General features: G+C 39.4%; 24 protein-coding genes. 16 read left to right on the top strand and 8 right to left on the bottom strand.

What is annotated here, in order from left to right; genetic code table 11:
- Nucleotides 1–23 precede the first annotated feature (23 nt).
- Entirely contained in the window at nucleotides 24–1,070 is a 1,047-nt protein-coding gene (locus DS737_RS12180) for a DUF6160 family protein (protein ID WP_113997640.1), read from the top strand.
- A gap of 167 nt (nucleotides 1,071–1,237) precedes the next feature.
- Here the strand turns inward: DS737_RS12180 and DS737_RS12175 are convergent, their stop codons facing one another.
- The 3 genes from DS737_RS12175 to DS737_RS12165 all read right to left on the bottom strand — a co-directional run bounded on the left by DS737_RS12175 (nucleotide 1,238) and on the right by DS737_RS12165 (nucleotide 4,010).
- Complete coding sequence (locus DS737_RS12175) at nucleotides 1,238–2,167, bottom strand: IS5-like element ISAba10 family transposase (protein ID WP_005274609.1); 930 nt, start codon at nucleotides 2,165–2,167, stop codon at nucleotides 1,238–1,240.
- A 26-nt stretch (nucleotides 2,168–2,193) separates the two neighbouring features.
- Nucleotides 2,194–3,120, bottom strand: a complete 927-nt coding sequence (locus tag DS737_RS12170) for a tRNA dihydrouridine synthase (RefSeq protein ID WP_113997639.1) — start codon at nucleotides 3,118–3,120, stop codon at nucleotides 2,194–2,196.
- An 80-nt stretch (nucleotides 3,121–3,200) separates the two neighbouring features.
- On the bottom strand, nucleotides 3,201–4,010 hold the full coding sequence (locus tag DS737_RS12165; RefSeq protein WP_004761875.1) for a cytochrome C assembly family protein: 810 nt from the start codon (nucleotides 4,008–4,010) through the stop codon (nucleotides 3,201–3,203).
- Nucleotides 4,011–4,157: 147 nt separating this feature from the next.
- On the opposite strand from DS737_RS12165, the gene ffh reads away from it, so the two are divergent.
- Together ffh and DS737_RS12155 are read left to right on the top strand one after the other, a co-directional pair.
- Nucleotides 4,158–5,567, top strand: coding sequence for a signal recognition particle protein (gene ffh, locus DS737_RS12160; RefSeq protein WP_004638090.1), 1,410 nt, complete (start codon nucleotides 4,158–4,160; stop codon nucleotides 5,565–5,567).
- Between the two features lie 160 nt (nucleotides 5,568–5,727).
- Nucleotides 5,728–6,315 carry an RBBP9/YdeN family alpha/beta hydrolase gene (locus tag DS737_RS12155; protein WP_004638091.1) on the top strand — a complete coding sequence of 196 codons (588 nt, stop codon included), beginning with the start codon at nucleotides 5,728–5,730 and terminating at the stop codon, nucleotides 6,313–6,315.
- Here DS737_RS12155 and DS737_RS12150 read toward each other — a convergent pair.
- Together DS737_RS12150 and DS737_RS12145 are read right to left on the bottom strand one after the other, a co-directional pair.
- Entirely contained in the window at nucleotides 6,285–7,028 is a 744-nt protein-coding gene (locus tag DS737_RS12150; RefSeq protein ID WP_075316050.1) for a pantothenate kinase, read from the bottom strand. The two genes, DS737_RS12155 and DS737_RS12150, sit on opposite strands and share 31 nt — an antisense overlap.
- A gap of 15 nt (nucleotides 7,029–7,043) precedes the next feature.
- The gene (locus DS737_RS12145) at nucleotides 7,044–7,799 is read right to left on the bottom strand and encodes a biotin--[acetyl-CoA-carboxylase] ligase (protein WP_113997638.1); all 756 of its coding nucleotides are present in this window, start codon (nucleotides 7,797–7,799) and stop codon (nucleotides 7,044–7,046) included.
- A gap of 25 nt (nucleotides 7,800–7,824) precedes the next feature.
- On the opposite strand from DS737_RS12145, the gene DS737_RS12140 reads away from it, so the two are divergent.
- The 5 genes from DS737_RS12140 to ligA all read left to right on the top strand — a co-directional run bounded on the left by DS737_RS12140 (nucleotide 7,825) and on the right by ligA (nucleotide 16,288).
- On the top strand, nucleotides 7,825–8,625 hold the full coding sequence (locus tag DS737_RS12140; RefSeq protein ID WP_113997637.1) for a sulfite exporter TauE/SafE family protein: 801 nt from the start codon (nucleotides 7,825–7,827) through the stop codon (nucleotides 8,623–8,625).
- A gap of 368 nt (nucleotides 8,626–8,993) precedes the next feature.
- Nucleotides 8,994–9,689 (top strand): GntR family transcriptional regulator, encoded by a 696-nt coding sequence (locus tag DS737_RS12135; RefSeq protein ID WP_005081419.1) that lies wholly within the window; start codon nucleotides 8,994–8,996, stop codon nucleotides 9,687–9,689.
- A 10-nt stretch (nucleotides 9,690–9,699) separates the two neighbouring features.
- Nucleotides 9,700–13,149 carry a chromosome segregation protein SMC gene (gene smc, locus DS737_RS12130; protein WP_113997636.1) on the top strand — a complete coding sequence of 1,150 codons (3,450 nt, stop codon included), beginning with the start codon at nucleotides 9,700–9,702 and terminating at the stop codon, nucleotides 13,147–13,149.
- A 1-nt stretch (nucleotide 13,150) separates the two neighbouring features.
- A complete protein-coding gene (locus tag DS737_RS12125) occupies nucleotides 13,151–14,188 on the top strand; it encodes a cell division protein ZipA C-terminal FtsZ-binding domain-containing protein (RefSeq protein WP_113997635.1) in 1,038 nt (345 codons plus the stop codon).
- Nucleotides 14,189–14,260: 72 nt separating this feature from the next.
- Nucleotides 14,261–16,288, top strand: a complete 2,028-nt coding sequence (gene ligA, locus DS737_RS12120) for an NAD-dependent DNA ligase LigA (protein ID WP_113997634.1) — start codon at nucleotides 14,261–14,263, stop codon at nucleotides 16,286–16,288.
- A gap of 55 nt (nucleotides 16,289–16,343) precedes the next feature.
- On the opposite strand, the gene DS737_RS12115 is transcribed toward ligA, so the two are convergent.
- Nucleotides 16,344–17,399: an SDR family oxidoreductase gene (locus DS737_RS12115; RefSeq protein ID WP_113997633.1), complete on the bottom strand. Its 1,056-nt coding sequence runs from the start codon at nucleotides 17,397–17,399 to the stop codon at nucleotides 16,344–16,346.
- 353 nt (nucleotides 17,400–17,752) lie between these two features.
- On the opposite strand from DS737_RS12115, the gene ftn reads away from it, so the two are divergent.
- Nucleotides 17,753–18,217, top strand: a complete 465-nt coding sequence (gene ftn / locus DS737_RS12110) for a heteropolymeric bacterioferritin subunit Ftn (protein ID WP_004638102.1) — start codon at nucleotides 17,753–17,755, stop codon at nucleotides 18,215–18,217.
- Between the two features lie 42 nt (nucleotides 18,218–18,259).
- Here the strand turns inward: ftn and DS737_RS12105 are convergent, their stop codons facing one another.
- Complete coding sequence (locus tag DS737_RS12105) at nucleotides 18,260–18,841, bottom strand: peroxiredoxin (protein ID WP_005091507.1); 582 nt, start codon at nucleotides 18,839–18,841, stop codon at nucleotides 18,260–18,262.
- A 127-nt stretch (nucleotides 18,842–18,968) separates the two neighbouring features.
- Between DS737_RS12105 and DS737_RS12100 the strand changes: the two genes are divergently transcribed.
- The 7 genes from DS737_RS12100 to DS737_RS12070 all read left to right on the top strand — a co-directional run bounded on the left by DS737_RS12100 (nucleotide 18,969) and on the right by DS737_RS12070 (nucleotide 25,095).
- Nucleotides 18,969–19,292 (top strand): DUF6176 family protein, encoded by a 324-nt coding sequence (locus DS737_RS12100; RefSeq protein WP_005091506.1) that lies wholly within the window; start codon nucleotides 18,969–18,971, stop codon nucleotides 19,290–19,292.
- Nucleotides 19,293–19,323: 31 nt separating this feature from the next.
- Nucleotides 19,324–20,058 carry an alpha/beta hydrolase family protein gene (locus tag DS737_RS12095; RefSeq protein WP_113997632.1) on the top strand — a complete coding sequence of 245 codons (735 nt, stop codon included), beginning with the start codon at nucleotides 19,324–19,326 and terminating at the stop codon, nucleotides 20,056–20,058.
- A gap of 311 nt (nucleotides 20,059–20,369) precedes the next feature.
- Entirely contained in the window at nucleotides 20,370–21,665 is a 1,296-nt protein-coding gene (bioA, locus tag DS737_RS12090; RefSeq protein ID WP_113997631.1) for an adenosylmethionine--8-amino-7-oxononanoate transaminase, read from the top strand.
- A complete protein-coding gene (locus DS737_RS12085; RefSeq protein WP_113997630.1) occupies nucleotides 21,652–22,806 on the top strand; it encodes an 8-amino-7-oxononanoate synthase in 1,155 nt (384 codons plus the stop codon). The genes bioA and DS737_RS12085 overlap by 14 nt, the downstream gene beginning before the upstream one ends.
- Nucleotides 22,797–23,555: a malonyl-ACP O-methyltransferase BioC gene (gene bioC, locus DS737_RS12080; protein WP_113997629.1), complete on the top strand. Its 759-nt coding sequence runs from the start codon at nucleotides 22,797–22,799 to the stop codon at nucleotides 23,553–23,555. The genes DS737_RS12085 and bioC overlap by 10 nt, the downstream gene beginning before the upstream one ends.
- A complete protein-coding gene (gene bioD / locus DS737_RS12075) occupies nucleotides 23,552–24,196 on the top strand; it encodes a dethiobiotin synthase (RefSeq protein ID WP_113997628.1) in 645 nt (214 codons plus the stop codon). Before bioC ends, bioD begins: the two co-directional genes overlap by 4 nt.
- 233 nt (nucleotides 24,197–24,429) lie before the next feature.
- Nucleotides 24,430–25,095: a hypothetical protein gene (locus DS737_RS12070; protein ID WP_113997627.1), complete on the top strand. Its 666-nt coding sequence runs from the start codon at nucleotides 24,430–24,432 to the stop codon at nucleotides 25,093–25,095.
- A gap of 48 nt (nucleotides 25,096–25,143) precedes the next feature.
- On the opposite strand, the gene rluB is transcribed toward DS737_RS12070, so the two are convergent.
- Entirely contained in the window at nucleotides 25,144–26,088 is a 945-nt protein-coding gene (gene rluB / locus DS737_RS12065) for a 23S rRNA pseudouridine(2605) synthase RluB (RefSeq protein ID WP_005081469.1), read from the bottom strand.
- Nucleotides 26,089–26,115 lie beyond the last annotated feature (27 nt).

Raw genomic sequence — 26,115 nt, 5'->3', positions numbered from 1 at the left:
CCATTTGTCTATGGATTAGGGCAATGAATAAAAATAAAAATCTAGGATGTATTTCGCTGTTATTGTTAAGTCCGTTAACAATGGCAATGCAGCCTATGGATGACCAAAGCTTATCAACTACAACGGGTCAAGATGGCTTAAGTATCGGCGCTCAAATACCTAAAATACAATTTAACCAATTGGCTGTAATTGATACAGACGGACTTGCGAAGTTTGGCGAACCTCAAAAACCACGAGGTGCTTTAGTTATTGCTGGTGTGGCTGGACAAACAACAGTAACGCCTGTTGAGGTTAGTGGTTTAAGCACACCAACTAGTACAACAAATTTGCAAATGATGGCTCGCATAGATAGTGATGCTGGTAACATAGCAAATGGTGGTGCATTTGCGAATATCGCTGTGTCATTCGGCTCTCTAAGAGGAATTCGCATTTCTCCTTTATCTATTTATATGGCATCGGATACGAATAATGCGCTATCAACGGTCAATCCACTCACAAATACATATACACCCAATTCAATTTTTTCTTCTGGGACTTTAGCAAAGGGTGGAGTAAAAGAGCTATTACGTATTCCAATGAAAAAAAATGATGGAATAACAGATAATAATATAGATATTATTTTTACAGAAAATCAAACCCCAACTATGAATATTCAATTAGGTGCTGCGCCACAAGGTAATATGATTCGGTTTGGTGGTGCAATTGATTCGATTTGTGGTACAGGTGATGGCTGTAACTTTTTATTGGTCTCTGATTATACAATATCAGGAAATTCAGCAACCGCACCAATAGGTTTAGGTGGAGATTTTCAGCTTAAAGCAAGTAATGCAACAGGTTTCGGATTAAATAATTTCTATGCAAATATCAATGATAGTAGTTTAGTTTTTGGGAATGTAGGCGTTACAGATCCTATTGATTTAACTATTAAAAATGTCAAAATGGGAAATAATATTCCTGTTGGTAGTTTTGATGCAAACATTTTTAATGGATTACAAAATGGTTCGATAGGAAATATTGGTATGAGAGAAGCAACAATTGATAACTTTAAAATGACTGTAAAAGGCTTATAACTTAACATTATTTTAAATATATTTTTCTTATTCATAAATTATATTTTTTTTAAAGGAGTTAATAATATTAGCTCCTTTTTTTTGAGAAAAACTAGGTTGTTAGATACTTTAAAATGGCTTTGTTGCACAAATAGACGAAAGATAGAGTTGTTCTAATCTTCAGATATTTATGCAACAGCCACCGTTTTAGCTGTACCAAGTTGAGTAAATTTATTCAAAATATCGACTCTTATTTGCAAGTCAACCACCTGACGATTAAAGCATCGACTAGATACACCTTGTCCAAGTCGTTTCAAGGCAAACATTTTAGCCTCTATTCGGGATCGTCGATGATAACCAATATCTCGTTTCCACTGCTTTTGACCCTTGTCCCAACAGCCTTGTACTGCATGATTCCTTGCTTTACCAATTTCATTTTCTGCCCATAAAGCAGCATTGGAACGAGGAGGGATAATTACATTTGCTTGCCGTTTTAAAATCGCATCATAACAATTCACTGTGTCATAAGCACCATCAGCCGTGACAGATGCAATGGGTTCATCAATTTGATCTAAAAGAGGTTGGAGGATTTCAGCATCACCATATTGGCAGGTCGTGACTTCAACCGCTTGTATTTCTCCACTGTTTGCATCTGTCGCAAGATGTAATTTCAGCCATTGACGATGTTGGTTTACGCCATGTTTTTTACGCACCCATTCCCCATCACCTGTAACTTTGATCCCTGTGCTATCAACTAAAATATGCAAGTCTTCCTGTGGATTTTTTGCTGATTTATGTAGAAGTGGCTGGAGCTTATCTGCTCGCCGACTCAATGTTGAGAAGTCTGGAACATTCCAGTCGAGGTGAGCCATTTGAAAAAGGCTTTGAATGAAACCTTGTGTTTGGCGTAAAGCCAGTTGGAACAGGTTTCGTATCGTGAGGGCAAATTGAATTGCTATATCAGTGTAGGTAGGTTGACGTCCTTTTTTTCCAGTAGGTGTTGCAGACCATTGCATTTGGGGATCAAACCAAATGGTGAAAGCACCCCGTTGACGTAAAGCCTGATTGTACTCAGACCAGTTCGTTGTTTTGTATCGGCTTTTTGATTCTGTATTCATCTAACATGTATGGGGATGAAATTTATTTATGCAACAAAGCCCTTTAAAATTTCTTCCAGTTGTTTCATTCGCTTCACTTGTCCCCAAAGTTCTTGTGCCTCAGGGTATGCCTTGGTCATCATACCTAACCATTGTTTATAACGACCAATCATGCCAATTTCAGTTTTAAATTGACCACTTAAAAAACGATGTTGTAATTCAACCAAATCTTGCCAACTTAATAAAGCATGATCAACATTTTGGCGGATACACTGGGTTAAATCTGGGGTGGTCACAGCACCACGACCAATCATAAGATCTGTACAGTGAGATTGGGTCAGACATGCCTTAGCATCAGTATTGTTCCAAATTTCACCATTGGCAATCACATTGATTTTTAATGCTTCAGTGATCGGTTGGATTTTTTCCCAATATGCGGGCGGAGTATAACCATCGGCTTTGGTTCTTGCATGTACGGTTAACCAACTAGCACCTGCATCTTCAATGGCATGAGCATTTTCCATCGTATGATTTTCATCCAGATAACCTAAACGCATTTTGGCTGAAACAGGGATGTGAGAAGGTACAGCATCACGTACTGCTTTCACTAATAAATGAACAGTTTCAGGTTCATCGAGTAGCACTGAACCACCACGATGACGGTTGACCGTTTTGGCTGGACAACCAAAATTGAGATCAATTGCTGGCGCGCCAAGTTCAACAACTTTAGCTGCATTCGCTGCCAGCATATCGGGATTATTTCCTAGAAACTGAACGTGGACAGGTGTACCCGCAGCAGTTTTGCCATCCGTTCGTAGTTCAGGACAAAAGTTATAATAAATATGGTCTGGTAGAATACTGTCAGTAATACGAATAAACTCGGTCACGCACCAATCAAAGCTGCCCACATGAGTGAGAACATCACGCATGATTGGATCAGTTAGACCTTCCATTGGGGCAAGTACAAGTTTCACGGTGGTTACCTAGTTAAGCGAAAACAGCGTTATACGCATTTTAAGAAACGCTGTCTAGTGTTTATTCACATATGGAATACTTAGCGTCCTAAGATCATTTCGAGTACAAATTTACTGCCAATAAAACCAATCGCGAGCAAGATAAAACCTGTAATTGTAAAACGAATCGCTTTGCGTCCACGCCAACCAAATTTGTAATGTCCAATCAACAAAGCACCATATAAAAACCACGAAATTATGCTAAACGCAGTTTTATGCGCAAGGTGTTGGGCAAAGAAATTATCAATGGTAAAGAAGCCAAATAATAAGGCGGCAGTGAGTAGAGCAAATCCTGTAATAATTAAATCAAAGAGTAATGATTCCATCACTTGAAAGGGAGGGAGTAAATTGACCCAAATCCGTTTTTTTTGCTTTTTTTTCAGTTCTCTGTCTTGGAACCACAAGAGAACGGCATGAATGGTTGCCATTAAAAGTACAGCATAGGCTGAAAGCGATAAGATAATATGTAGATCTAATCCAAGACTATGCAACTCAATAAATTGATTTGGCTTGCTATATACAAATCCTAGAATTAAACCAAATGCAGCAACGGGCGTACCGATCAGATTTAAAGGTAAAACGGGGCGAATCAGGCTAAGGATTAAACTCAAGGTGAGCATAAGCCCTGAGGTGAACGAGATAAGGTTAAACACATCATAGTTGATGCCCATTGGTGTCATCATGTCTTGATAGAGAACTACACCGTGTAATAACAGTCCTAAACCAACGAGAAGACCGTAACACCAAAGATTTGGTGTACGTTTTGACATTAGACGAATAAACAAATACCAAAAAGAACTGGTATAAGCCACAAGTGCCAAAATTGTGTAAACCAAGGGGAGACTGATCATGTCAAACCTTTTTTAGGGGGATGAATAATATTCACCATATAAGATATAAATTCGCTGCGAACTACAGTATCCTATAGCATCTTATGCATAAATTTTCTATTTTAAGAAAGATTTTTTTGCAACTAGCCATTTTAAGCGGATTTCGCAATGTTTGATACCTTAACAGAACGACTCACACAGAGTTTAAGAAATGTTACTGGCTCAGGGCAGCTGACCGAAGACAATATTAAAGATACCCTACGTGAAGTACGTATGGCACTTCTTGAAGCCGATGTGGCGTTACCTGTAACTCGTGAATTTATCGCGAAGGTGAAGGAAGAAGCACTCGGTCAAGAGGTCATGACACAGCTTTCTCCAGGTCAGGCATTTGTAAAAATTGTCTATGATGAACTCACCAAGATGATGGGTGAGGCAAATGAAACTTTAGATTTAAGTGCTAAGCCACCTGTCGTTGTTCTCCTTGCAGGTTTGCAAGGTGCGGGTAAAACCACAACCGCAGCAAAATTGGCACGCTTCTTAAAAGAACGCCAAAAGAAAAAAGTAATGACGGTTTCTGCTGACGTATATCGTCCAGCAGCGATCAAGCAGTTAGAAACCGTATCGAACGAAGTCGGTGTTGGTTTTATTCCATCGCAAGCATCTGAAAGACCAATTGATATTGTAAATCGCGCGATTGAACAAGCGAAGATTCAATTTGCGGATGTCTTGATTGTCGATACGGCGGGTCGTCTCCATGTCGATGATGACATGATGGATGAGATCAAAGAATTACATGCTGCGGTCAAGCCAACAGAAACTTTGTTTGTTGTTGATGCGATGACAGGTCAGGATGCTGCCAATACAGCAAAAGCGTTTAACGATGCTTTGGCTTTAACGGGTGTGATCTTGACCAAAACTGATGGTGACGCGCGTGGTGGTGCGGCACTTTCTGTTCGTGCTATCACAGGCAAGCCAATCAAGTTCTTGGGGATTGGTGAGAAACTAGATGCGCTTGAACCATTCCATCCAGACCGTGTTGCACAACGTATCTTGGGGATGGGTGACGTCCTTTCTTTGGTCGAAGAAGTTGAACGTAAAATCGACAAAGAAAAAGCCGAAAAAATGGCGAAGAAATTGCAAAAGGGCGGTACCTTCAACTTTGAAGATATGCTGATGCAATTTGAGCAAATGAGTAAAATGGGCGGCATGATGGGCTTCTTGGATAAGCTCCCAGGTATGAGTAACTCTGGCATTCAGGATGCGATTGAAAAAGCAAATCCTGAAAAACAAGTGAAACGTATGGAAGCAATCATCCAGTCGATGACGATTAAAGAACGTCGTAATCCTGACTTGATGAACCCGAGTCGTAAAAAGCGTATTGCTGCGGGTTGTGGTATGGATGTCGCTGAAGTGAATAAACTCATTAAGCAACAAGCGCAGATGGCGAAAATGATGAAGAAGTTCGCCAATCCATCTGGTATGAGCAAGATGCTTAAATCACTAGGCAATATGCAAAAACAATTTGGTGGTGGCGGTGGTATGGGACCATTATTTGGAAATAATGATTCCAAAAAATAATTGAACCATGATTTCTAAAAGGCGCGTTATGCGCCTTTTTTATTAATCTATATCTATTAGAGTTGTATAAAATTAATACAAAAAATCGATATTCAATCTGGTTTTAAAGGAGCAAAATTAATTTTAAGTCTATGTTTTATATTGAATAATAATGTCAAATATGTCTCAAAATATAATGAATACGGTGTATATTGCACATTGTATGAACGCTGATCCAGATCAGCACTGGTATGTTTGGTTGGAACAACAGCTCAAACTGCTAAATGTTACTGTTGAGCGGATTTTTTTAGCTGATGCGAGTCATCCAGATCCTGAGATTTGGCAAACCTGTTTGGAAGCACAGTTAAAAAAAATGGATGAACAAAGTATAGTTGTGGCGCATGGGCTTTCTTGTGTAGCGGTTGCTCGATATCTGACGAAAAAACTGCAACAAAAAACGATAAAGGCAGGCATATTTATTGCTGGTTTTAATGAGTCAATTCCAAATTATCCAGCATTAGATTCATTTATAAATCACTGTAAAATCGATGCTGGAATATTGCGGTTAAATATCCAGCGTAGAGTCGTTATTTTTTCGAGTAACAATCCAATAGTACCTGTTCCATTTAGTTTTAAGTTTTCACATTTACTCAATGCGCAGTTGATCGAAGTGGCACAAGCTGGACATTTTCGTGCAGAAGATGGTTATTCAGAATTTCCTCAACTTTTACCCATTATTCAAGCCTTACTCAAAGTTGAACTAAGTTGAACATATTGTCGTAAGCCTTTTAGAAGTAAATCTGGTTCAACTTGTGGTTGATAATGATTCAGGAACTTTGCAAATAAATTTGCATCTCCACCCGTTAAAATAAGTTTCTTTGGAGATTGCTGCATAATTTGATCAATGCTACTGATCAGTCCCAATAAAATGCCATGATGGACAGCATCGACAGTGTTGTGTCCGGGTTTTAAATTATCAAAAGCAGAATCAGGAATTTTAATGCCTTTGGTATTTTGGATGAGTGCATCTCGTTGTAAATATAAGTTCGGTAAGATATATCCACCCAGATGCTGCATACCTTCTACTAGGTCGATTGTTAGAGCAGTTCCACAACCAATTACACAATAGTTTTCATTTACATGCGCAACTGCCAAAACTTGTAACCAACGATCAATCCCGAGTTGGTTTGGTACATCATAACCACATTGCAGACCTGCATAATCTGCATGCACTTTTGCAAAAATGACGGGTATATCAAGGATATCAAGGATACTTTGAATACGTTGATTATTCTCACTGTCCAATACCGAAGAAATTCCGACACGACTGAGGTTTTGGTAGCGAAAATGTTGGATCAAACCTAAGAGTAGATCTGCTGGGGATTGTAAATGTAGTTCAGCGGCATGCTCAATGACATGCTCACCTTCAGTTATCCAATATTTAAGACGTGTATTGCCGATATCTAGCCATAAACTTTTCATAAGTGGTTTTATTCCTTAATGCGATGCAAGTCTTAACCGACCTTGATAAAAAGTTTGCGTGTGATCTGTACGGATAAGGACAGCACCATCATTTGAAATCCCTTGAAAAATCCCTTGAACTTTGCCTTGAGTATGTTCAAATTCAACGGGTTGGTTGATCCAAATCGCATGATGATTGAAGCGTTCAGCTAAGTTATAAGAGCCATGTTCAAACCATTGAGCTGCTTGTTGAATCGCTGTATACAATTCTGCAATCAATGTAAGTCGATCAATTTGATGTAAGCCAAGCATATGCAGTGACGTGATCGCTTGATCTGCATTTTCGACGGGCGGTGTGTTGAGGTTAATGCCTACACCGACAATTGCTTGATTGCTTGATAAAGGTTCAACCAAGATTCCGCCCCATTTACCTTGAGGACTATATAAATCATTGGGCCATTTTACTTGTAGATTTAAACTGTGCAGACTTGGCATTTGTAAAATATTTAATGCAACTTCAAGCGCAAGACGACCATCCAAGGTCGTTTGGCTTTGAATCAATGTGCTTAAATAAATATTGCCTTCTGGTGATGACCACGCTCTTTGGTGTTGACCGCGACCTTGTGTTTGTTGTTCACTGCACACCAATCCTGTGCTTATACCTTTTTGAGCAATTTCACGCATATCATCGTTGGTAGATGTGGTTGTAGTTTTGAGTAAAACCACTTCGGGAAATTGGCCTTTGGCGCTAAGCAATTGCTGTAGTTGACGTGTTACGAAATCATCCATCATTTTTAAGTAGAGTGGTCATGTATTTATGGAGTTAATCATATATTTGCTGATTGGTGCAATTGCTGGATTTACCGCAGGGCTATTTGGCGTGGGCGGTGGATTAATTATTGTTCCAATTTTATATATTGTTTTCACTCAACTAAATTATGACCCTAACGTCATCATGCATATTGCCGTAGGAACATCTTTGGCGACGATTATTGTGACTTCGATCAGTTCAGTGATGGCTCATCATAAAAAAGGGGCAGTCTTGTGGTCGGTTTTTCGTAATTTGGCACCAGGTTTGGTTCTAGGTTCATTTTTAGGAGCTGCTATTGCAGATCTTATGTCTGGTCAGCATTTGCAATTGGTGATCGGTATATTTGCAATTTGGATGGCATTTAAAATGTTTAGAGGTGCACATGGTGTAGTAGACCCAAATCGCCATTTACCATCCGCTCCGATTCAATTGGCTGCTGGAGGCGGAATTGGGGTCGCATCTGCAATTTTTGGTATCGGTGGTGGCAGTTTAACGGTTCCTTTCCTAAATCGATATGGTGTGGTAATGCAAAAAGCAGTCGCAACTTCTGCGGCATGTGGTTTACCGATCGCGGTTGCTGGTGCAGTGGGGTTTATGTGGTTTGGCACAAAGCAACAGGTTGAGGTACCAAACACCATTGGTTATGTTCATATTTATGCTTTTATAGGCATTAGCATAATGAGTTTTATTACAGCGAAAGTCGGTGCGCGAGTGGCACATCGCTTGTCTCCAGCGATGTTAAAAAAATGTTTTGCAGGACTGCTAGTCACAGTAGGCTGTTATTTTGTATATAAAGGGCTTTTTTAAGCCCTTTGGTTAAAAAAATGCAGCTTTTGTTAACTTATTGGAAATTACCAAGATGAATATGGGTTTTACGTGACTTGTTTAGATTAAATTTTATTTAATGTGATTTGCATCAATAATTTCTTTATTGGTTTTATGTTTCAGATATATGGTTGATCGCTAAAATTTATACATAAATATTTGATATTAAAAGTAGAAAAGTTAAGGTTTTTATTGAAAACAGGGGGCTGCGTGGTTTTTTTCCATATGATTGGCTTAAAAAGCAATAAAATTGTCAGACAATGATATAGAATTTATAGCGCGAGATCAGTTAAAACAAAAAAGCGCAAATAGCATTGGACAATGCGTATAACAAAGATAGCGAGGGGCCCATGAATCTTGAAGAGGCTGATAGTCTTTCTGAACAGATTGCAAAATATATTAGTGAACAAATCATTAGCGGTGAGTTGGTTGAGGGTGAACGCATCCAAGAATTACGTATCGCTAAAGAATTGGATGTCAGTCGGGGTTCTGTCCGTGAAGCATTATTATTACTAGAACGTACTTATCTGATCGAAATTTTCCCACGTCGTGGTGCGATTGTTTCTGAAATGTCCGCTCAACAGGTTAAAGCCTTGTTTGATACCAACGTCATGGTACTTGGGCATATTGTGCAGCGGATTAGTGAGACATGGCGTGTCAACGAAGCTGAACAATTGCAAGTTATGTTGGATCAGTTGGTTGAATTTGTAAGAGCTGGAGATATTGAGAAATTTTATGATGCGATTTTTAATTATCTAGCTGAACAGCATGACATGGTGGCGAATCCTTATTTAATGCAATTCTATAAAGAACTGTTGCCATCTCTACGTCGTAGTTATTTTTTGACCTTAAATACCTCACGTCGTGAGCTGCAAGAATCATTTACGCTATTTAAGCTCGTGATTGATGCTATTTTGATCCGAAAATCACAACAAGCTGCTTTATTTATGGAAGATTTTTGTCGACACTTGCGTAACCTTGTGTTGGAATCTCTGACACGTATGAAACAGATTGAATTGGCTTGGGCGAGACGCTCACGCCGTTAGTTAGGGCAGTATGCGTTTAAGCAGTTTAAAACTTTCAGGCTTTAAATCTTTTGCCGATAGTACCACTTTACATTTTAAGGCCAACCGTACTGCGGTTGTTGGGCCGAACGGTTGTGGAAAGTCGAATGTCATTGATGCGATTCGTTGGGTTATGGGCGAGTCCAACGCACGTCAATTGCGTGGTGGCAGTATGCAGGATGTTATTTTCACAGGGACATCCAAGCGTAAGCCTGTCGGTGTGGCCAGTGTAGAGCTTCGTTTTGATAATACCTATGGCAAATTAGGTGGCGCTTATAATGCCTATAATGAGCTTGCTGTTCGTCGCCAAGTGACGCGTGAAGGTAAGTCGGAATACTTCTTAAATGGTACACGGTGCCGTCGTCGTGATATTACCGATATTTTCTTGGGTACAGGCTTAGGACCGCGTTCTTATGCGGTGATTGAGCAGGGCATGATTAGCCGTCTAGTCGAAGCTAAACCTGAAGAAATGCGTGTGTTTATTGAAGAAGCGGCAGGTGTTTCCCGCTATCAGGCACGCCGTCGTGAGACGCTACAGCATTTAGAACATACCGAACAGAATCTAGCACGTTTAGAAGATATCGCTGTCGAGTTAAAATCACAGCTAAGAACGCTAAAACGTCAGTCTGAAGCCGCAATTCAATATAAAACGCTAGAAAGCCAAATTCGTCATTTAAAAATTGAAATCCTTTCTTTTCAAGCCAATCAAAGTCACAAGTTACAACAAGAATATACAGTTGAAATGACAGATCTTGGTGAGCGTTTCAAACTGGTTCGTTCTGAGTCAAATACGATTGAGCATGACCTTGAAGCGACCAGTGCATTATTCCAGCGTTTAATTCAACAATCATCGCCTTTGCAGCAGGAATGGCAGCAGGCAGAGAAAAAACTTGCTGAACTGAAAATGACACTGGAGCAGAAACAAAGTCTATTTCAGCAAAATAGTAGTAGTTTGGCTCAACTTGAGCAGCAAAAGCTTCAAACCAAAGAGCGCTTACAATTATCAGAGTTACAGGTAGAAACGCTTAGCACTCAGTTTGATGAGCAAAATGAAACATTGCTGGCATTAGAACAGCAAACGCAATCATCTGAGCAAAACTTTACGGATGTTCAAGCCCAGCAAAAACAAGCCCAACAGCAATTTGAGCAACTCAAAACTCAAGTTGAGCAGCAACAGCAAAAAAAATTGCAAATGGCAGCGCAAATTGAGCAATTGACGAAAAATGTTTTAAGGCTTGAACAACAAAAGCAGACCTTACAAGCACAAACCAGTCAGATTCGTGCACAAGTTCAGAATGATGAACAAGCTCAGCTCGAACAATTACAGCAACAATTGCAGCAGGAAATTGTTCTGTTAGAAGCTGCAATTGACCAGTTACAGTACGAGGTACAGACACAGCAAGATCAGCAACAGTCAAATAAGACGGATTTACAAAGCCTAAAAACAGAGATTCAGGTTTTATTGGCTGAACAAAAAAACTTAAATCAATTCGTTGCAAAGCAAAGTCCAAAGCATGATCAGAATGCAGTACGGTTGATGCAAAGCTTGCGTTTAACTGCTCAAGGCAAAGCTCATGCTGTGATCATTGAGAAATTTTTAGCTAAATGGTTGCAAGCACAACTGATTGAGAGTGGACAAACATTCCAAGAAGATGTGGCGCGTCAGTTAAAATCATTTACGCAGCAAAAGATTCAAATACAACAACTGCGGTGTTTAAGTGATTTTATTGAAGCTCCCCAATCTTCGCTCTGGGCAAATGTTGCTGTTGCAGATGATTTAACGACAGCATTGGGTTATCAGTCTGATCTTAATCATGCACAATCAATTCTGACGCTTGATGGTTATCATATTGGTGCGGATTGGATGATTGGCCTGCATTATGATGAAGATAGTCAAAGTGCACAGGGCGTGCTAAGCCATCAAGTGCGTTTAGAGGAAATTGAACAACAACTTGCAGAAAAGCAGCCACAGTTACTTGATTTGGAAAATCAATTTTCGCAACAACAGCAAAGCTTGCAGCAGCAACAGCAGACCTTAGAGCAACAACAGCAAAGTCTGAAGCAAAAGCAAAAAGAGTTACAACAACTCGATGTGCAAATTGCCAAGCTACAAAGTACGGCACAGGCATTTGTGGTACAGCAACAACAGTTAGCAGATCAACTTAAACAGTTGGATGTGCAACTCGAAGAAGATGCAATGCAGCGTGATGATTTAGAGATTGATCTACATGCTCTTGCACTCAAATTAGAAGCGGTTTTACCGAACTATAAAACCTTGCAGTTTCAGGTTGAAAGTCTGAATGAACAGTTAGATGAGCAGCAACAGCAACTCACACAACAACAGCAACAACGTGAGACACTACGCCGTCAGACCTCGCAGGCTAATCAGCAAATTGAATTATTAGAGAAAGATATTTCTTTCTTAAAAACACAATATCGACAGATCATCGAGCAAATAGAGCAGGCAAAGAAATTTGTTGATCCGATTCAATTGGAGCTTCCAAATTTAGAGTCACAGTTTCAAGAGCAGTTTCAACAAACAGAAAAATTGCAAAAAAACTGGAGTGAATGGCAGCTTGAGCTGAATCAGGTTCAAGAAAAACAGCAACATTTGACTGAGCAACGTCATCAAGCCCAACAAAAAGATGAACAAGTGCGTGAGCAGTTGGAGCAAAAGCGTTTAGCTTGGCAAGCAGCTAAGTCTGATCGGGAGCACTATCTCGATCAGCTAAAAGAATTAAATGCTGCGGTTCTACAAGATGTATCGATTGAAATTAAAGAACATCAGCAAAAACTTGAAAAAGCACAGCAACAATTTGAAAAAATTGGTGCGGTGAATTTGGCAGCTTCACAAGAATATGAGGAAGTCTCTCAGCGTTTTGATGAGCTTAATCATCAAATGCAGGATTTACAAAATACTGTAGACCAACTCAAAGACGCGATGAAGAGCATTGATCAGGAAACACGTAAGTTATTTATGACAACATTTGATCAGGTCAATCAAGAGTTACAAACGTTGTTTCCGAAAGTGTTTGGTGGTGGTGAAGCGACTCTAAGCCTCGAAGATGATTGGCAATCAGGTGTAAAGTTGATGGCGCGCCCACCTGGTAAGCGGAATAGTTCCTTGGCCCTACTTTCAGGTGGAGAAAAGACTTTAACTGCTTTAGCTTTGGTTTTTGCGATCTTTAGATTAAATCCAGCACCATTTTGTGTTTTGGATGAGGTCGATGCGCCATTGGATGATGCAAATGTGCAGCGGTATTGTAATTTGGTAAAAGAGCTTTCTGAACAAGTGCAATTCATTTACATTACACATAATAAATTGGCAATGACAATGGCGACAGATTTGTTGGGTGTAACCATGCCAGAGCCAGGTACATCAAAATTAGTGACTGTTGATTTAGAACAGGCAAAAGAATACGGGTTAGTTGCGGAGTCCTAGTATGGAAGTGAATACAATAATAGGCATTGTTGTCGCCGTTGTGATTATGCTTGTTGGTTTGACCATGATTTTAAGAAAACCAAAACCAGTTGAACCTTCATTAGAAGCAGAATTACATATTAATCCTGAAAGTAATCAGCCTGTAATTCCTCGTCATGTACGGGACCAACTGCTACAAAATGACGTAGTGAGTCCAAGCGCACGTGTTGAACCTCGTTTAAATGATGAAGAGGTTGAGGTCGAACCGCACAATGAATCACCAAAACAAGAGGTGATTGTTGAAGAAAAAGTCGAACAACAGCTAGATGAGAAAGCCGAAGACACCAGCAGTGAGGTTGCAGTTACTTCGGAAACAGGTACTGAAGAAGAGAAATTGACACAGGAAACGACAGAAACTGACCCATCGCTCACCGAACAAGTTGTGACGGTTGAGGAATCTGATAAAACCATTGAGGAAACTCAGTCAGAGCAAGTTAAAGCTGAACCAGAGCTGAGTTTAAATCCTAATATTGAAACGGTTGAAATCGCTGAATTTGATGGAGAAAGCAATATTCTGGATGTACATTTGCATGAACAACAACGTTATGATGATGAAAGTGCATTAGCTACAGCTGAACAGATTATTGCATTAAATGTTTATCCAAATCCTCGCCGTGCCTTGTCTGGTGATAAAGCGTTAAAAGTTTTACTCAAATATGGTTTACGCTATGGAGAAATGTCTTGCTTCCATCGTTATGAAAATACCGATGAGCCAAGTGCTTTAATGTTCTCTGTCTTACGTATTACCGATCATGGGCCTGCAGGTTTCGATTTGGAAACATTGTCAGGTGAACAAGTTCAAGGCTTAGCATTTTTCTTGGCTTTACCGAATAGCAAAGCTGTTACGGGTTATGACATGATGACCAGTATTGCAGGTTTAATAGCGCGTGAAGTTGATGGTAAAGTCTATGATGAAAATAACTTAGAATTTACACCGCAATTGAAAGAACATTGGCGTCATCATGTGATTGACTATCGTTCAAATCAAGCAGCGACCTAATTAATCTTTTATAATGAATTGAGTGAAAAGTTATAGGGCGGTTTTTCCGCCCTTTTATATGGTGAAAAGTAAATGGAACATAATTCAGTGATTGAGCAAATGCGTCAATTGATTCAGCTCATTGCAAAACACAATCATGCTTACTATGTGATGGATCAACCTTCAATTTCAGATAGTGAATATGACCATTTATTTCATCAGCTTAAAGCATTAGAACAACAATATCCTGAATGCATCCAAGCGGATACCCCAACCAATAAAGTGGGTGGTCAAGCACTGTCGAAATTTGAAAGTGTGACCCATGTAGTGCCGATGTTGTCATTGGGCAATGTCTTTAATCAAGAAGAGTTATTTGCTTTTGCCCGTCGCATAGATGAACGTTTACCCAATCAGAAAGTGCAATATGAAGTCGAGCTGAAACTAGATGGTTTAGCGATCTCACTTTGGTATGAAAATGCTGTGTTGGTGCGTGGCGTGACGCGTGGCGATGGTGAAACTGGTGAAGATATTACTCAGAACGTGAAGACCATTCGCAATTTGCCGAAAGTTCTATCAGGTCAATCTCAAGCTATACCACAGCTTTTAGAAGTGCGTGGTGAAGTATTAATGCCAAAACAAGGGTTTGAAAAGCTTAATGCTGATCAAGCGGCCAAAGGTGAAAAAACTTTTGCGAACCCCCGAAACGCTGCAGCTGGTAGTTTAAGACAACTTGATCCTAATATCGCAGCATCACGTCCTTTAGCATTCTATGCTTATGGGATCGCACAGTGTCAACCACATCATGGTTTAGCAACGATGCATGACAGTTTGCATTGGCTTACCAAATTTGGTTTTGAAATCGCCGAAAGACAATATCTTTGCGAGTCGATTGAAGAAGTTCAGCAACGTTATGAGCAGATTCAACAAGAACGCCCAGATTTAAATGTTGAAATTGATGGTATGGTGGTAAAGGTCGATGACCTGAAACAGCAACAACAATTGGGCTTCTTAAGTCGTGAACCACGCTGGGCAACTGCTTATAAATTTCCAGCACAAGCAGCTTTAACCAAAGTCGAAAATATAGATTGGCAAGTCGGACGTACCGGAACACTGACACCGGTTGCTCGTCTTGCACCTGTATTTGTCGGTGGCGTAACTGTTTCGAATGTGACTTTACACAATATCGGGGAAATTCATCGTTTAGATGTACGTGTTGGTGACACGGTGAGTGTATATCGTACTGGTGATGTGATTCCAAAGGTTGAGAAAGTTTGGGCTGAGTTCCGGCCTACCGATGCGGAGATTGTTCATCTCCCTACGAATTGTCCAGTATGTGATTCGCCAGTGGTCATGCCAGAAGGCGAAGCTTTAGCACGTTGTTCAGGTGGTTTGTATTGTGCTGCGCAACGTATTGAAGCCATTCGACACTTTGTTTCACGTAAGGCCTTAGATATTGAGGGTTTGGGTGATCGTTGGGTGGAGTCATTGTTACATCTCGATTTACTGAAAGACGTTGCAGATATTTATCACCTGCATGAACATCGGGCGACGTTACTGACCATTGAGAAAATGGGTGAGAAATCTGTTCAGAACTTGATTGATGCCATTGAAGCAAGTAAGAAAACCACATTAGCGCGTTTTATTTATGGTTTGGGTATTCGTGGTGTTGGTGAAACGACTGCACGTATGCTCGCCAATACCTTTCAGACCTTGGATGCTTTGAAAGCAGCTGATGTTGAGTCCCTTAAGAAAACGCCTGATGTCGGTGATATTACCGCTGAATGGATCGCTGACTTTTTCCAAGCACCGCATAACATCGAAGTGTTAGATCGTTTAATGGCAGCTGGCATTCATTGGGATGCACCGACAGCACCGACTCGTCAGCCACTCAATGGTGAGAGTTGGGTCGTCACAGGAACATTGGAAAGTATGGGGCGTGATGAGGCAACACAACGTCTTCAAGCGCTGGGTGCTCGAGTAAGTGGCAGTGTTTCCAGTAAAACCAAATGTGTAGTTGCGGGTGAGAAAGCGGGCAGTAAATTAGAAAAAGCGCAAAAATTAGAAATTCGAGTAATGAATGAGCAAGAATTTTTAGACTTTTTGGCTCAATATCAAACCTAATTGACTTGAAGATTTGAACAAATAAAAGCCGCTTTAAAAGCGGCTTTTTGATGAGTTAAAGATATTTTTTAACGACACCATCATCGAGTAATTGTTGAAAGTGTTCAACGACGCTAGATTCAATATCTCGGTATTGTATTCCCAGCTCTTGTTGACTCTTTTGCGCATTAAAATAAATTGGATAACCCATATTGAGTTCAACGAATGATCTCGAAAATCCAGCGAATGGTCCAAATAATTTAAATGCTGATTTTGGGAGTTGATTACGGGGGAAAGGAAAACGATTGCCAAAATTCTGACGTAAGATTTTCCCCATTTCCAATAAACTTAAAGTTCCACCACTGATAATATAGCGTCCTTTTGCATTGGTGTTACTTGCAGCTTGAATATGCGCATCAGCTACATCACGGACATCAACGATGCCATTCCACATGGGCGGTACACCGAGTAAAGTCATACCATTGGCAAATTGCTGTAAAACTTCAACACTACCTGATTGTGTATTGGCAGTTAATGATGGTCCCATCACCAATGCTGGATTAATGCAGACTAAATCCCAACGATTTTGTTGTTCAGCCATTTCCCAGGCTTTACGTTCTGCTGCAACTTTTGAAAATGGATAAGGTTGATGAGTTTCACTGCTGGTATTGTTCCAGTGGCTTTCATCAAATTCATTGTTTTTAGTATCAAGAATCTCAATCGCATCGCCATAAGTTGATGCAATACTTGATGTCAGTACCACACGTTTGACTGATTCAGTTCGATTGACGCTGTTTAGTACATTCTCAGTACCGATTACAGCTGGTTCAATAATATCTTTGACCGCATCTTTATAGTTGGTCACAACGAAAGGTGAGGCGGTATGAATAACGATTTCACATCCTTTCATAGACTCATCAAAAGCGCCAGCTTGTAGTAGGTCTGCTTTAAAAAAATGAATTTGCCCTGTAGATTTTTCTGCGATGTCGTACAGATGTTGGATTTTATCCTTTTTTGATGGATCACGAACCGTTGCATGAACGATGTATCCCTGATTTAAGAGTCGTTCAATAATCCAACCTGCAATATAGCCGGTCGCCCCAGTAACTAAAATCGGTTTGCTTTTATCCATTTTGTATATCCGCATAATGCTTTTTGTAAATGATTCTATTTAGCGAATTTTACCTAAATACACAATGGTTGAAAGAATTTCTTACCTTTTTTACTTGAAAAATGAGTTAAATAAGAAGCATTGCTAACCGTTACAAAAATTAAAATAAAGCGGTTTTTGATCTTTCATAGCTATTTGAATACATGAGTTGATTGCAAGCGCTTATTTTATTTCAATAAATTGGATTAATTAGAACTGTAAATGCGTATGTTTCTCATTTTAATTTTATAAAAATCATGGGTTTACGTGTTTTTGATTTTTGCAATTTTATTCAAACTTACGCATAATAACGTTAATCGATAGGAGTAAATATTATGCGTGGCAATCCAGAAGTCGTCGACTATTTAAATATGCTCATTGGCGGTGAATTGGCTGCTCGTGATCAATATTTAATTCATTCAAGAATGTATGAAGATTGGGGTTTAACCAAGATTTATGAGCGTATTGACCATGAAATGCAAGAAGAAGCATCTCATGCTGATGCGATTATTCGCCGTGTTCTTTTTTTAGAAGCAAAACCAAATATGAACCGCGAAGACATCAATGTTGGTACGGATGTTGTAAGTTGTTTAAAAGCAGATTTAGCACTTGAATATCATGTTCGTGAGAAACTAGCGATAGGTATTAAGTTGTGTGAAGAGAAAGGTGATTTTATTAGCCGAGATATGTTGCGTCAGCAACTTTCAGATACGGAAGAAGATCACACCTATTGGTTAGAAAAACAGTTGCGATTAATTGAGTTAATTGGTTTACAAAATTATATTCAATCTCAAATGTAAGATATTTTAAAAAACTCAGCCTTGGCTGAGTTTTTTGTACAATCATGATTTATTTTTTTGCAAGGTTTTTAGGTCTTTTAGAACCTGATCAGCATGAGTTTGTGTATTAACACTTGTATAGTGATATATCACCGCACCTTTTGGATCAATTAGAAAGCTCTCTCGTTTAGCGATTTTAGTAATACCTAGATTTCTCACGATGCCAAATTTTCCAGCAAGCGTTCCTTTTTCATCTGCCAGAATTGGAAAGGGTAAGCCTAGCTTTTCTGAAAATTTTTGATGTGAAGCAACATCGTCTAAACTCGCGCCTAGTACAACAGCGTTTGATTGTAAAAACTCAGGGTAGAGTGCTTTGAATTGATTGGCTTCTTGAGTACATCCAGCTGTGTCATCTTTGGGATAAAAATAAAGTACGATCCACTTACCTTTATATTGATCTAGGGTATGCCATTTGCCATTTTGATCTTGTAATTTGAAATCTGGTGCTGAGTGTCCAACCCATTCTTTTTGTGCTGTACTCTGCTTAGAAAACAAAGTACTTTGTGCAGTACTTAAACTCGGTGTAGTCAATAAAAACAGTGAACTACACACTATAAGAACTTTGGACTTTATTGTGTTCATCATCATGATCTCAACGTATGATAGATACTTACTTTAGCAAATTTAGAAATTTGATGTGTTAGTAAATTTTTTACAGAGGTTTTACGCTATATCAGTGTAAAAGTAGAGGGTAATAAATAAAGGAAAAGAAATGGACGTTGGCGCAGTTTTGATCAAATTAAAGCAAGATAGCTTAATAAATGTAGAAGCATGGAAAAGAGAAATTGAACAACGGAAAGATGAAGCCATTCAAACCTTACAAGCAGAAGGTGTGACAATTGAATCTTGGTTTCATTTAGAATTGGATGGAAATGATTATTTAATCGCATATATGCGAGCGAATGACATTGCTCATGCTCAGCAAGTTGCACGAAATAGTCCTTTTGAAATTGATAAGGTTCATAAACAGTTCAAACAAAATTGGGAGAGAGTAATTCCCGCAAATCTATTGGTAGATTTGGAAAATATTGATTAGAAAGAGATATAATTTTTTTAAGTTTGAATGATTGGGTCATAAGTTGAAGTATAAAATTTTACTCATCACTGGATGGGGTGGTGGATCTGAATTATTAAAACCTTTACATGACGGATTGGAGCAAAAAGGACATATCGTTGAACGAATTAATATCTTTAATGCGCTAGATAATGAAATCCTACAACAGCATGTTGAGCTCGCAGTAAAATTTGATGTCATTGTGGGATGGTCACTGGGGGGGCAATTAGCAACAATATTAGTCGATCATATCCAGCAACAATATGCAGAACAGAAGATGTTAATCACTTTGGCATCGAATCCACGTTTTGTCGCTCAAGCGGATTGGACGACAGCCATGCCAGTAGAAACTTTTATACAGTTCAAACAATCGTTTGAACATGATGCAATTATGACTTTAAAGCGTTTTGGTTTGTTAGTCTGTCAGGGTGCAAGTTCAGCAAAAAAAGATTTCTTGGCCATGCAGAAATTGATTCTTCCTCAACCAATTGCATTGCTTCGGGATGGGTTGCAGTTGTTGGAACAATTAAATCTAGTTAAAGTCTATGAAAACTACCTAGGTAGACAGTTACATGTCTTCGCAGAGCATGATGTTTTAGTTCCTTACCAAGTTGCTCAAAATATCCAGAATTTAGCTGCAAAAAATCTATCTGTTATTTCTATTGAAGGGGCTTCGCATGGTTTTACATGTTTTATGGTGGAGAGGACTGTGCAAGTAATTGAAGATTTTATTCAAATGACGGTTTAATCTTACTTGAATTGAAAGTTCTCGCAATATATTTTAGATTTTGACAAGTTTAAGATTAAGAGCGATTGAAACTTATTGAACGTTTTTATCATTGTTGAAATTTACTTTGAGTATTCGCTATCGTGGAGGCGACATGGATGTCGCCGTTAGGCTGTGGCATCAAGGACGTGCCATCAGCCTAACAAAAGATTTTTGCTTACTTTTCATCTTTGAAAAGTAAGTCCAGCTGAAGGCTTATCCTGAAATTGGGTGAGTACTCGGAATAACACCATGCAGTACATTGTTAAATATTGGATTTATAGAGGTGTAGGATGACTGACCTATTTGATTTAGAACATATATGGCATCCCTATACTTCGATGTTAAATCCATTACCATCCTTTAAAGTCAAACGTGCTTATGGTGCAACGATTGAATTAGAAGATGGTCGAACTTTGGTTGATGGTATGTCGTCATGGTGGTGTGCTATTCACGGTTATAACCACCCTGAACTTAACAAAGCCATTACTGATCAATTGCAAAATATGGCGCATATCATGTTTGGTGGTTTGACGCATGAACCTGCAATTGAATTGGGTAAACTCTTATTAAAAATTACACCTCCGAGTTTAGATAAAATTTTCTATGCTGACTCAGGTTCAGTTTCAGTTGAAGTGGCTTTAAAAATGGCAGTGCAATATTGGGCTGCATTGAATCAACCTGAGAAAACCAATTTTATTACTACACGTTCTGGCTATCATGGTGATACTTGGAATGCGATGTCTGTATGTGATCCTGTCACGGGAATGCATCAGATTTTTGGCTCAAGTTTACCGAATCGAATCTTTGTACCCGCGCCGCAAAGTTGCTTTGATGGTGAGTGGAATCCACAAGATATTCAAGAACTCAAACAACAGATCGAACAGCATCATCACAGTATTGCTGCCCTCATTATCGAGCCAATTGTACAAGGTGCAGGAGGGATGCGTTTTTATCATCCTGAGTATTTGCGTCAGGCCAAAGAATTATGTGAGCAATACAATTTGTTGTTGATCTTTGATGAGATCGCAACAGGTTTTGGGCGCACAGGTAAAATGTTTGCTTGGGAGCATGCGCAAGTTGAGCCTGATATCATGTGTATTGGTAAGGGCTTAACAGGGGGTTATATGACCTTGTCCGCGACTCTAACCACTAAACAAGTGGCTGAAACCATAAGTCGTGGTGAAGCGGGCGTGTTTATGCATGGTCCAACTTTTATGGCAAATCCATTAGCTTGTGCGGTTGCTTTGAGAAGCACTCAATTATTGGTTGAACAAGACTGGCAGAGCAATATTCAACGGATTGAAAAGATCCTTGTTGAGCAATTAAGTGATTTAGTACAGCTTGATCACGTTGCCGATGTACGGGTTCTAGGTGCGATTGGAGTGGTTGAATTAACATCTAATGTCGACATGAAAAGCTTACAGCAGCAGTTTGTTGAACGTGGTATTTGGGTACGACCATTTGGAAAATTGGTTTACGTGATGCCACCGTATGTAATTACCAATGACGAGCTAAATTACTTATTAGCACAGATGAGTGAAGTGGTGAAAAATATGCAAGGAGCAAATGCCAATGTCCTTGCTTAATCATTATGTCGAGCAGCTTGAGCAACTTAAACAGCAAGGTAATTTCCGCCAATTTACTGCAAATCAACAACAGGGAAAATGGATCACCATTCAAGATCGAACCATGTTGAATCTGGCATCCAATGATTATCTAGGTTTGGCTGCTGATTTGCATTTAAGAGAAGAATTTCTTGATACGCTGAAAATCGAACGAGCACTCTTTAGTTCATCTTCTTCACGCTTACTGACGGGTAATTTTGCAGAGTACGAGCAATTTGAAAATAGCCTAAGCAAAGCTTTTGGTCGTGCTGCCTTGCTTTTCAATAGTGGCTATCACATGAATATCGGTATTTTGCCTGCATTAGCTGATAGTAAAACCGTGATTTTGGCGGATAAACTAGTTCATGCCAGTATGATTGATGGTATTCGTCTATCAAATGCTCAATATGTGCGTTATCGTCATAATGATTTGCAGCATTTGGAACAGTTATTGCAAAAGTATCAACAAGATGAGCAAGTTGAACGTATTATTGTGGTGACTGAAAGTATTTTTAGTATGGATGGTGATGAAACGGATTTAGCTGCATTGGCTCAGTTAAAGCAACGTTTTGTCAAAACCATGCTATATGTTGATGAAGCTCATGCCATCGGCGTGAGAGGTGAGCAAGGACTAGGTTGTGCTGAGCAATATGGCGTATTGCATCAGATTGATTTCCTTGTTGGGACTTTTGGCAAAGCGATTGCTTCAATTGGCGGTTATATTATTTGTGATCCTCTCATCCGTGATTATCTTATTAATAAAATGCGTCCTTTGATTTTCAGCACAGCGTTACCACCAATCTCGATGGCATGGTCTGACTTTATCTTTAATAAAGTTTTAAATATGCAGCAGCAGCGTCAGCACTTGGCTGAGATCAGTCAGTTTTTACAGAAGGCGGTGATTGCAAAAGGTTTTTCAAGTCCATCGAGTAGCCATATTATTCCAATTATTGTCGGCGAAAGTAATGCAGCGATTGAAAAAGCACGTTATGTTCAGCAACAAGGTTTTTATGCCATGCCTGTGCGACCGCCAACAGTACCGCAAAATAGTTCACGTTTACGTATCTCATTAACGTCTATGGTTCAAAAAGCTGAATTAGAAAAATTGGTGGAATGTTTGTGAGTGTCGATAAAGCTTTAGTCGCTCAACGTTTTGCCAAAGCTGGGCAAAGTTACGTTGAGCATGCTGTAGTACAAAAGCAGATCAGTGCACAGTTATTTGAATATCTGAAAGCGTATTGTCCAAAGACTTTTGATTCTGTACTTGAGATCGGTTGTGGGTCGGGTAATTTAACGCATTTATTTCAGACTCATTTTCAGTTTGATCAATTATTTTTAAATGATCTTTATGAGGATGTTGATCAGCATTTTTCAACGATTCAAAATATAGCTTGGTTGATCGGAGATATAGAGCAGCTTGAATTACCATCAGAATTGGATGCGATAATTTCAAGTTCAGCTTTGCAATGGATGACTGATCTACCTGCGTTATTACAACGAATTCATGATGCTTTAAAACCGAAAGGCTACTTGGGTTTCTCTACATTTGGTGAAAACAATTTAATTGAAATCAAAAAGCTGACTGGGCAAGGTTTAAATTATTATTCCAGTGAAGTATTGAAACAGAAACTTGAAGAAAATGGCTTTGAGATTGTGTTTATACAAGAAGAACAAAAACATCTATATTTTGATGATCCTAAATTAGTTCTGCACCATCTAAAAGCGACAGGGGTGACTGCAACAGCAAAGTCACATCGTTGGACCAAGCAATCTTTACTGCAGTTTTATTCTGATTATCAACAGTTTCATGATGAGCATGGTTTTCGCCTAACTTATCATCCGATTTACGTGATTGCGCGGAGAAAAGCATGAGTGCAGCAATTTATTTTGTCAGCGGTATTGATACAGAAATTGGTAAAACTTATGCCACAGGTTATCTCGCCAAACTGTGGACTGAACAAGGGCAGCGTGTTATCACCCAGAAGTTGGTGCAAACAGGGAATATCGATGTGTCCGAAGACATCGAAAAACACCGTGAAATTATGGGGAGTGGTTGGTTTCAGGAAGATCATGACAAATTGACCATGCCTGAAATTTTCACTTATCCCGCTTCACCGCATTTGGCAACGCGTTTAGATGGGCGTGAGTTAGATTTTGCCAAGATTGAAGCTGCAACTAAAGAACTTGCCCAGCGTTTTGAGGTGGTGCTGTTAGAGGGTGCGGGCGGTTTAATGGTGCCTTTAACCACAGAGTTATTGACCATTGATTATATTGCTCAACATCAATTTCCTGTGATTTTGGTGACTTCTGGACGTTTGGGGAGCATTAATCACACATTGTTGAGTTTAGAAGCTTTAAAACATCGTGGTTTGAGTTTGCATGCTTTGGTATATAACTTAAAAGATGAATCGAAAGATCCCCTCATTTCTAAAGATACCGCAGATTATTTAAAGGCTTATTTGACAAAGCATTTTCCTGAAGCAAAATGGATTGAGTTGGAAAAATTTAACTAACTTTGGGTATTTATTGTCTAGTAAATATCTGTGATCGTGGAGGGCGGCAAGGATGCCGCCAAGTTAGACTGCGGTAGCAAGGACGTACCGTCAGTCTGACAAAAGATTTTTGTTACTTTTCATCTTTGAAAAGTAAGAAGATTTGCTATGAGTGGGTGGGCTTGGGAAGACTAAGTCACGATAGCTAATGGATTTTATAAGCGATTTAATTCATAAACTTAAGGTGAATAACAATGAATAAGAAGAATTTTGTTTTTATAACACTATGCTTGTCAGGTTTGATCTCGACTACTCAAGCTGCTGTACCCGCAGATAAAACCATCATTAGTTGGATCACTAACTTACAGGATTCAAATGCGAATCCTCAGCAAGCCATTCAGATTGATCACACGGAAAAAGTAAAATTAATTTCAGGCGAAGAAGCTTATTTGTCTGGTGTTAGTTTTGAAAATGCAGGGCGTAACTTTTGGGCGGGTTATGTGCTAAGCCGTCCAAAGCTCAAACAAGCAAAAATTTTAAAAGAGTTTGGTGGTCAATCGAATACATTTAAAGTTCATCCAACGATGTATAAAGGTAAATCGATAGAACTGGTTGAAATCGAAAGTGCTGGGTCGGGACAAGGAACTGTTGAAGCTACTAAAAGTTTAGTTTATCTAAGCCAATGGAATGCCAAGTTGATTACTGAAGTTCAGGAGTCTTCGAATGCTGGTCGTTATGACGAAAAACTTTATGCAGAAAATTGTCGTACTGGATCAGATAATACGGGTTATTTAAATATAATGCCGTATTCGCCTTACGTTGTGAAAACGACGGTGACAGGAAATGCTTGTAATGACAAGCCTAAAGGATACAAAGTAAATAGTTTGGTTCTCCCAATCGTCAGAAGTGAAATTAAATAAAAAAAGCTAACAAGCGGACTTGTTAGCTTAGATGATTCTTTAGGATTTTTAAAACTTCTTAAAGCCTTTATTAAAGCCAATCGTTTTACGACCATTGTTATTATGGTTGCCACCATTGCTGTTTGGACGTTGTTCAGGTTGTTCATCATCACGACGTTGTTGACGTAAATAACCCCCACGACGTGCGGCCATTGGTTTATCTGTCATACGTTCAGTACGACGTTTAGCCATACCGAATAAACCTGTACCTTGGCGTGGTTTTAATTCAACAGATTTTGCTAAGTTATCGATATCCATCTTGTCGAGTTCCATCCAGCGACCTGTACGTAACTCACGAGGTAAAATTACGGTTCCGTAGCGAGTACGTAATAAGCGGCTGACTTTTAAATTCTGTGATTCAAAGATACGACGAACTTCACGATTACGACCTTCTTTCACGACTACTTGATACCAACGGTTGATCCCATCACCACCAATTTCAGAGAAGGATTCAAATTTCGCAGGACCATCTTCAAGTTCAACGCCCTTGAGCATGTTATTACGGATTTGAGGTGTCACTTCACCCATAACGCGTACTGCATATTCACGTTCTACTTCGTTTGATGGGTGCATTAAACGGTTTGCTAGCTCACCATCATTGGTAAACAACAATAAGCCTGTACTGTTGATATCGAGGCGACCGACCATGACCCAACGATCATTGGCGATTTGAGGCAAATGATCAAATACGGTTGGACGTTTTTCAGGATCATTGCGTGAGCAAATTTCACCCTCTGGCTTATAGTAAATTAAAACACGACGACGAATTTCATCTTCTACTTGGAATTGTACTTTACGACCATCAATACGAAGTTCATCACCTGGCTCAATGCGTTCACCCACTTGGGCAATACGACCATTGATGCTGACACGACCAGCAGCAATGACTTCCTCCATATAGCGACGTGAGCCAAGCCCAACTCTCGCTAAAACCTTTTGTAATTTTTCACTCATGACAGCACAACCTTAGACATAATGATC

The sequence above is a fragment of the Acinetobacter haemolyticus genome (genome assembly GCF_003323815.1).
Classification (GTDB): domain Bacteria; phylum Pseudomonadota; class Gammaproteobacteria; order Pseudomonadales; family Moraxellaceae; genus Acinetobacter; species Acinetobacter haemolyticus.
Note: the sequence above shows the minus strand (reverse complement) of the source record. Positions and strands in the feature narration are given on the sequence as shown.